General features: G+C 42.7%; 4 protein-coding genes. 1 reads left to right on the top strand and 3 read right to left on the bottom strand.

All coding sequences use genetic code 11. The features are described 5' to 3' along the window. Position 1: 1 nt before the first annotated feature. The 3 genes from ACESM0_RS12080 to ACESM0_RS12070 form a co-directional block, all read right to left on the bottom strand. A complete protein-coding gene (locus tag ACESM0_RS12080) occupies positions 2–466 on the bottom strand; it encodes an RrF2 family transcriptional regulator (protein ID WP_372906464.1) in 465 nt (154 codons plus the stop codon). 152 nt (positions 467–618) lie between these two features. Next, positions 619–3,195, bottom strand: coding sequence for a M14 family metallopeptidase (locus ACESM0_RS12075; protein ID WP_372906463.1), 2,577 nt, complete (start codon positions 3,193–3,195; stop codon positions 619–621). Positions 3,196–3,366: 171 nt separating this feature from the next. Next, a complete protein-coding gene (locus ACESM0_RS12070; protein WP_372906462.1) occupies positions 3,367–4,380 on the bottom strand; it encodes a hypothetical protein in 1,014 nt (337 codons plus the stop codon). A 324-nt stretch (positions 4,381–4,704) separates the two neighbouring features. Here ACESM0_RS12070 and ACESM0_RS12065 point away from each other — a divergent pair. Then, positions 4,705–6,402: TolB family protein (locus tag ACESM0_RS12065; protein ID WP_372906461.1), on the top strand; the 1,698-nt coding region annotated here is incomplete at its 3' end.

The following is a 6,402-nucleotide window of genomic DNA, read 5'->3' as shown; positions in this document are numbered from 1 at the left end:
TTTATTCGTTATATAGAAATTTTTCGAATCCGCCTTTGGCAGTTAATCGTAAGTTCTCATCTTTTCCTTTTATGGCCAGTTCGGTTATCGTGGTTCCTTCCATCATCACTTTGATATTATCTCGTGTTTCTGCCCATTGCTCGTGAAATGGACATGGTTTTTCAACACCACAACCCGGCAATCCTAGTGCGCATTCTGTAAAGAGAGCCGGACCGTCTATTGCCATAACGATATCCATAAATGTAATTTCATCTCCTGATCTTTTCAATCGAACTCCTCCATTTGGACCCTTAAAAGATTCCAGGACATTATCTGCTGTCAGCTGTTGTAAGATTTTAGTTAAGAAGTGGAAAGAAATCTCCAAATCATCACTCATCTTTCTTATAGGCGTAAAATCATCCGTCTTTTTAGAAGCCAGATAAAGAGAAGCTCGTAAGCCGTATATGCAAGATTTTGAAAGCAACATGTATGATCCAAAAGGTAATTAAGAGTATTTAATCTTAAACTACGGCAGGCCAACTTATTTGTCAAGTTAATTCGGAAGAATCTGTCTGAAATAATAAAAAAAGCCTGTACCTCAACATTGAGATACAGGCCTAAATTGTTAGTAATCAACGACTAGTTTGCTGCAGAGCGGCTAATTTGATCACCAAAAAACAGAGCGTTCGCAAACAGCTTATTGGTGCCGAACCAGAATGCCCTGAAGTTAGGATTATCTACAAACCCAATCACCCGGCCCGAACCGTAACTGCCTACCATGATGGATGCAGTATTCTTTATCAGCTCACGGTTATCATCAGAAATATAACCGCTCACCAGTGGGTTGCTGGTTAAGTACAGTGGCGTAGCAGCTTGATTCTCAGTGATCTGAAGAAATGTGGTGCTGTTTCTGAAAATATGCATACTATCGTTTCGGTAACCAAACATCAGTGGGTTGGTCATATCTAAATTAGCTTCAAAAATAGACCCCCCAATACCTTGTGCCCCTCTTGCGGCAGAAAGATCTTCGTAGGCAATTCTCCTATTACCAGAAGATTCCTCCTCCACTCTTTCGGCATTTAACAGCCCTTCACTGATAGCCCAGTTTACAGCACTTTTCTGAACAATTAATGTTCCTCCGGCACGGACCCAGGATTTCAGATCAGCTTTCGCACTTTCGCTAAGGTCTCCGTATCGGCCATTTACCAATACCAACCGGTTGTATCGGTTCAGATCGGTTCGTCCTACCCTGTCTTTTTCCAAAAGCGTAATCGGAATTTTATATCTCTGATCGAGTTGGTGCCATACCTCGCCCGCCTCAAGGTTACTTACCCCACTTCCTACGAGAATAGCTATACTCGGTTTTTCAAGAGCATTCAAATTTGGACTGCCTAAATCAACGCCGCTTGCAGCAAGTCCGGTTCTTAGATTATAAACGTCTACACCGTCTTCCTCAGCGACCTCCTGCATGGTTCGGAAGATGGTTGCCTCGTCTACATCCTGGATCCCCAACGGTACGACAATTGTGCCATAATTAAACTCTTTTGCGCCTGTTGAAACGACGGATTGAAACTTCTGAAATGCTGCCTGAGTTCGAACCCCAAGCTCTTGCAGCCTGTAAAGCGCACGGGGAGCATAATATTCATCCCACTCAAAAGCATAAGCGTAATTGCTTCTACCGCCGACGATCTGTCCGGATGGTTTTTCAGGTGACTCAACTCTATCTCCCATCAAGTTTGAATCAAACTGACGCTGATTCAGTTCGACGTGAGGTAGGTTAAAAGCAGATGGTAAAGTCCAGGTGGAAACATCATAAAAGAGACTGTCTGTAAACTCTGTACGCTGTTCAAACATCGCCTCTATAAACTTATACTCAGTCTGTTCAACAGGTATCACCCATGCTTTTCCTTGTTCAAAGCTCTCACCCCCCACTTCAAGATTCTGAGCCAATTCGTAAAGTTCAACATTGTGGCGGCTCATCAGATCAGCAAAGTGATAATTTTTACCGGAATCGTATGTATCCCCGATAACAAAAGCTTTTACTGAACTGCGTGACGCCTCCTGCTGTACTTCCCGATAAAACTCTCTCATATTATTATGCAGCTCCATTCGCAGGCCATTTGCCGCTTTTACTGTCGAAAGTGACGTTCTAAACTGATTTCTCACTCCAAAAGGGAACTCAACAACTCCGTGTTCACTCTCTTGCGCATGCCCGCGAGAACTCGCCTGTTCAAATAATATCCCGATTGTTCCAAAAATATCGGGATAGGTGGAACCCTTCCCATAATAGAAATCATCAAAAGACTCCTTGGTGTAGTAAAGACTTTGAATTTCATCCAATTCATCCGCATGGTACTCCCCAATCGCTGCCGTTAAATCCTGATTTCTTTGCGGAGTTAACGGATGCGTTCGGGATGGAATACCCGGCTGGAAGAAAAATGTAGAGTTTGTACCCATTTCGTGATGATCTGTAAGTACGTGTGGTTTCCACTCCTGATACATCTTAATTCGGCCACGGCTTTCCGGGTGTACAACCGGCATCCAGTCGCGGTTCAGGTCAAACCAATAATGATTGGTTCTGCCACCGGGCCAAACTTCACCAAACTCACGCGAAGCCGGATCGGAAACAGTTGTAGCACTTTTGTGCATATTCACCCAGGTAGAAAAACGCTGAAGTCCGTCCGGGTTGAATGATGGATCGAGTAAAATTACAGTATTGCTGAGAGTCTCCTCAATTTCATCTCCCTGAGCTGCCGCAAAGTGATAGGCACTTACAAGTGATGCATTTGATCCACTTGCCTCATTTCCGTGAACACTGAAACCCATATTTACAATTACCGGCATCGATTCCAGGTCGAGATTACCGGACCGTTCAGGATTACGTAAAAGACTTTGGTTCGACTTAATCTGATCGATTGAACTGTGGTTGTCCGGTGAGGTAATGGTCAATACAAGAAGCGGACGATTTTCGTAAGTCCTTGCATACTCCTGAATGGTTACGCGATCAGAAGATTCTGCAAGGGCGTACATATACTGAACCAGCTTATCGTGAGTAATGTGCCACTCGCCCACTTCATGGCCAACCACTTCTTTAGGTGTTGGGATGTCTGGGTTGTAATTAACGCCTTCCGGCAGGTAGTAGTCCAATTGGACCTGCGAAAACGCAATAGCAGGCACAATCAGAATAAGAGCAATAGATTGTAGTAGTGATTTCATGTGATAGTGTTTAATTATTCAAAAATAGAAAAGGTTGTAAGTATAGTAATCAATTACGCGCAATCTTTGAAATCCTGCTGCTTTCTGAAACAACTTTTTAAAACTTCATAAAAAAAGCGGTATCGACTTTCGCCAATACCGCTGATTAAATACTGGATTTTATTCAGAGATTTAAAATCTGAACTCAGCAGCTACCATAGATCGCATTGGCATCTCTTCTTTAGGCAACAGGTAAACGTTACTGCCTGTTTTACGTCCGGTAATGGATAGCCAGTTCAGTAGTTCAATATCGCCATTTTCAGGCTTACTGCTGTAATGAACTGTCTGCTCGGCCTCATCAAAAACGCCCCATTTTTTCTCGTCTTTAGAGATAAAAATAGTTTGAGAACGCCCCTGAATGGTTGCCTCAACAATATCGCCCAGGTTGTTGGATACTTTTCCCTCTGCTTGTTCAGAAAATTTCTCCAGCGAATTGTACATATCTTTCAGGAAATGCTTTTGTATCACATTCCATCCTTTGTCACGTAAATCCTGATCCGACAGCTCATCCGGATTAAACTCTACAGCGTCCTCTATTAATCTCCCGTAATTGTTTACTTTTTTATACATAGACAGGTTATCCTTCAGTCCCACAATTACGAGTGGATCATTTCTTTCGCGCATAATTGTTGTAATCTCTTTCTCCAACTCACGAAAATATTGCTCCACAATCACTTTTTTATCCTCTTCGCTTGCACCGTGGCCAAAGAACATTGCCTGCTGTGTTCTCGCGCCTGTATGGAACTGTAACTCTTTCTCCTGGTCCACTTCCAAATACTCCTCGACTGAAAGTGAAACATTCGCAGGTGTGATATCTTCTACATCGTCGCGGGTACACTTCAAAAGTTTTGCCTCTTGGCGACTGACAGCAAGTACGCAAAAGGTTCCGTTTGTACTCAACATAGGTAACAGCGGGGTAATTAGATGGTGATCATTCACATATACCTCGCTATCCACTTTGTAAGGAAGCTTAAAAATATCCGATTCATCTTCACTGATATAAATTGTCAATCCTTTATCTGCATGTGCCCAAAACAACGGTTTATCGAGCAATTCAAAAGCTGATTTCAAATATTCTTCGGCTTCAGCTTCTTTTTTACCGTTTTCTTTTAAAATTGATACTGCCTCTGTGAGCAAGTTTTTCAATCGAATTGGATCTTGTTTTGATTCTTCACCCGTTTTATGAGTTGGAAGAGTAATCGTCACCAAATTACTCCCATTTCTGTTAACTAGTTTATTAATCTCTTTTTCACTTACCATCCTAACCTCATCTATTACTTTAGGTTATTTGTTATGACTGTTATAAAAACATAAAAAAAATTTGAATATAAAGGTTCCACAAACTCCTCTTCTGTATACTATTTTCGCTATTTAACCGATTACTATAATGAGACTTCTACCATTCAACTTTTCTGTTTCTGAATGCTTTCAACTATATTTTATTACGTTCAGGTAACAACCTATTGATACATGAAAAATAGTCTTTTTGCGCTCATTCTTTTTGGTTTTTTCTTCACTGACTTAACTGCTCAGGTTTATTCAACCCAATATCGTTTACCCGGTTTAGAATGGCAGGAAATTCGTTCTGATCGTTTCAGAGTTATTTACCCGGCAAATTACCGTGATGAAGCCATTCGCTCCCTTTCCATCCTTGAAGCGGAGTATAGTGATATAAATAGTTATATCGGGGGTGAATTGCGGGAATTCCCATTTATTTTAAATCCTGAGAACGATCGTTCAAACGGGTTTGTGAACCCTATTAACTTCCGCTCTGAAGTTGAAATAGCACCCATGCGAGGGAAAGCTTTGAATCCGCAATCGGGCGACTGGCTTGAATCTGTTTTGCCCCACGAGCTCGTCCACGCACTGCATTTCAGTGTCAATCCTCCGGCGCTTACACGCGCACTCGGTCTTTTTTCACCGGACTTAAGAAGATCTGTTCACGCCGCAGCTCCGCTCGGTTTACATGAGGGCACTGCCGTGGAGTACGAAAGCCACGGCTCCATCCCCAACTCCGGGCGCGGGAACTACCCCTACTTTACGCACCAGTTTAACAGCTTACTGGATACGTCAGATCAATGGTCAATGGGGCAACTCTTTCATACAACAGATTATACGCTTCCCTTTAACAGGCACTATGTGGGCGGGTATGAGTTTATTCACTGGCTACAGGAAAACTACGGAGATGACACTGCAAGGGAATCCATTCGGTTTCACTACAAATATCCTTTTCTGGGATATGGTGTAGCCTTGAGATCATCCACAGGTAAGTGGCCATCAGCTCTTTACGGGGAGTTTTCCAGCCATTCGATTGAAGCTGAACAAAATAGAAGAGATGAACTGGCTGCATCAACTAAGGAACAGCCTGTTGAGTTAAATGGGAGATGCAGAAGAGCCAACCGCCCGCTTTGGGTGAATGAGAATACAATTCTTTATTTCAGTCGTTTTTGTAATAAACCCTCCGGATTTTACACATACCATTTAGACGTTAATGAATCCACACTGGCTGAAGAGGTCCAAATTACCGAAGATCATGTTTACAACTTCTCCAGCGACTCTACCAAAATATTCTTTAGCCGGTATCACTCCGATACACGTTACGACAATGTATTCCGGGGTGATCTTCATCAGTTCGACCTGGGGTCTCAGCGCAATACAAGGCTAACGGAAGGCAAGCGACTTTTTTCACCCGTTCAGGCAGAGAATGATCTGCTTTTCGCACTTCAAACAGATGCGCACACTCAAAGACTTGTGCTGGTTAATAAAGAAACCGGACAGATCGTCAAGAAGTTTAATAAGCCTGATAACAGCACCATTATCCAGATTGCACCCAATCCAGACCAACCGAACAGAATAGCGGTGGTAGGCAAGATCAATAGCGTACAAGGAGTTTGGTTCCACAACACTAATGAAACAACAGATCTGTTATCCGGCGAGCCGGACCTTGTTTTTGATAACGGCTCTATTACCGACCTTCACTGGCATAAAAACAGCGATCGCTTTCTTTTTGTAAGCGACCACTCAGGCGGTATGAACATCTATGAGTATCATGCGGATACATCGGAAATCAGGCAAATAACAAATGGAGTAACAAACAGCTATGAGCCCTCCTATTCACCCGACGGAAACGCAATTGCATTTGTAAAACAGGTTAGAAACGAAAATCTG

The sequence above is a fragment of the Rhodohalobacter sp. genome, assembly GCF_041686455.1.
Taxonomy (GTDB): Bacteria; Bacteroidota; Rhodothermia; order Balneolales; family Balneolaceae; genus Rhodohalobacter.
Note: the sequence above shows the minus strand (reverse complement) of the source record. Positions and strands in the feature narration are given on the sequence as shown.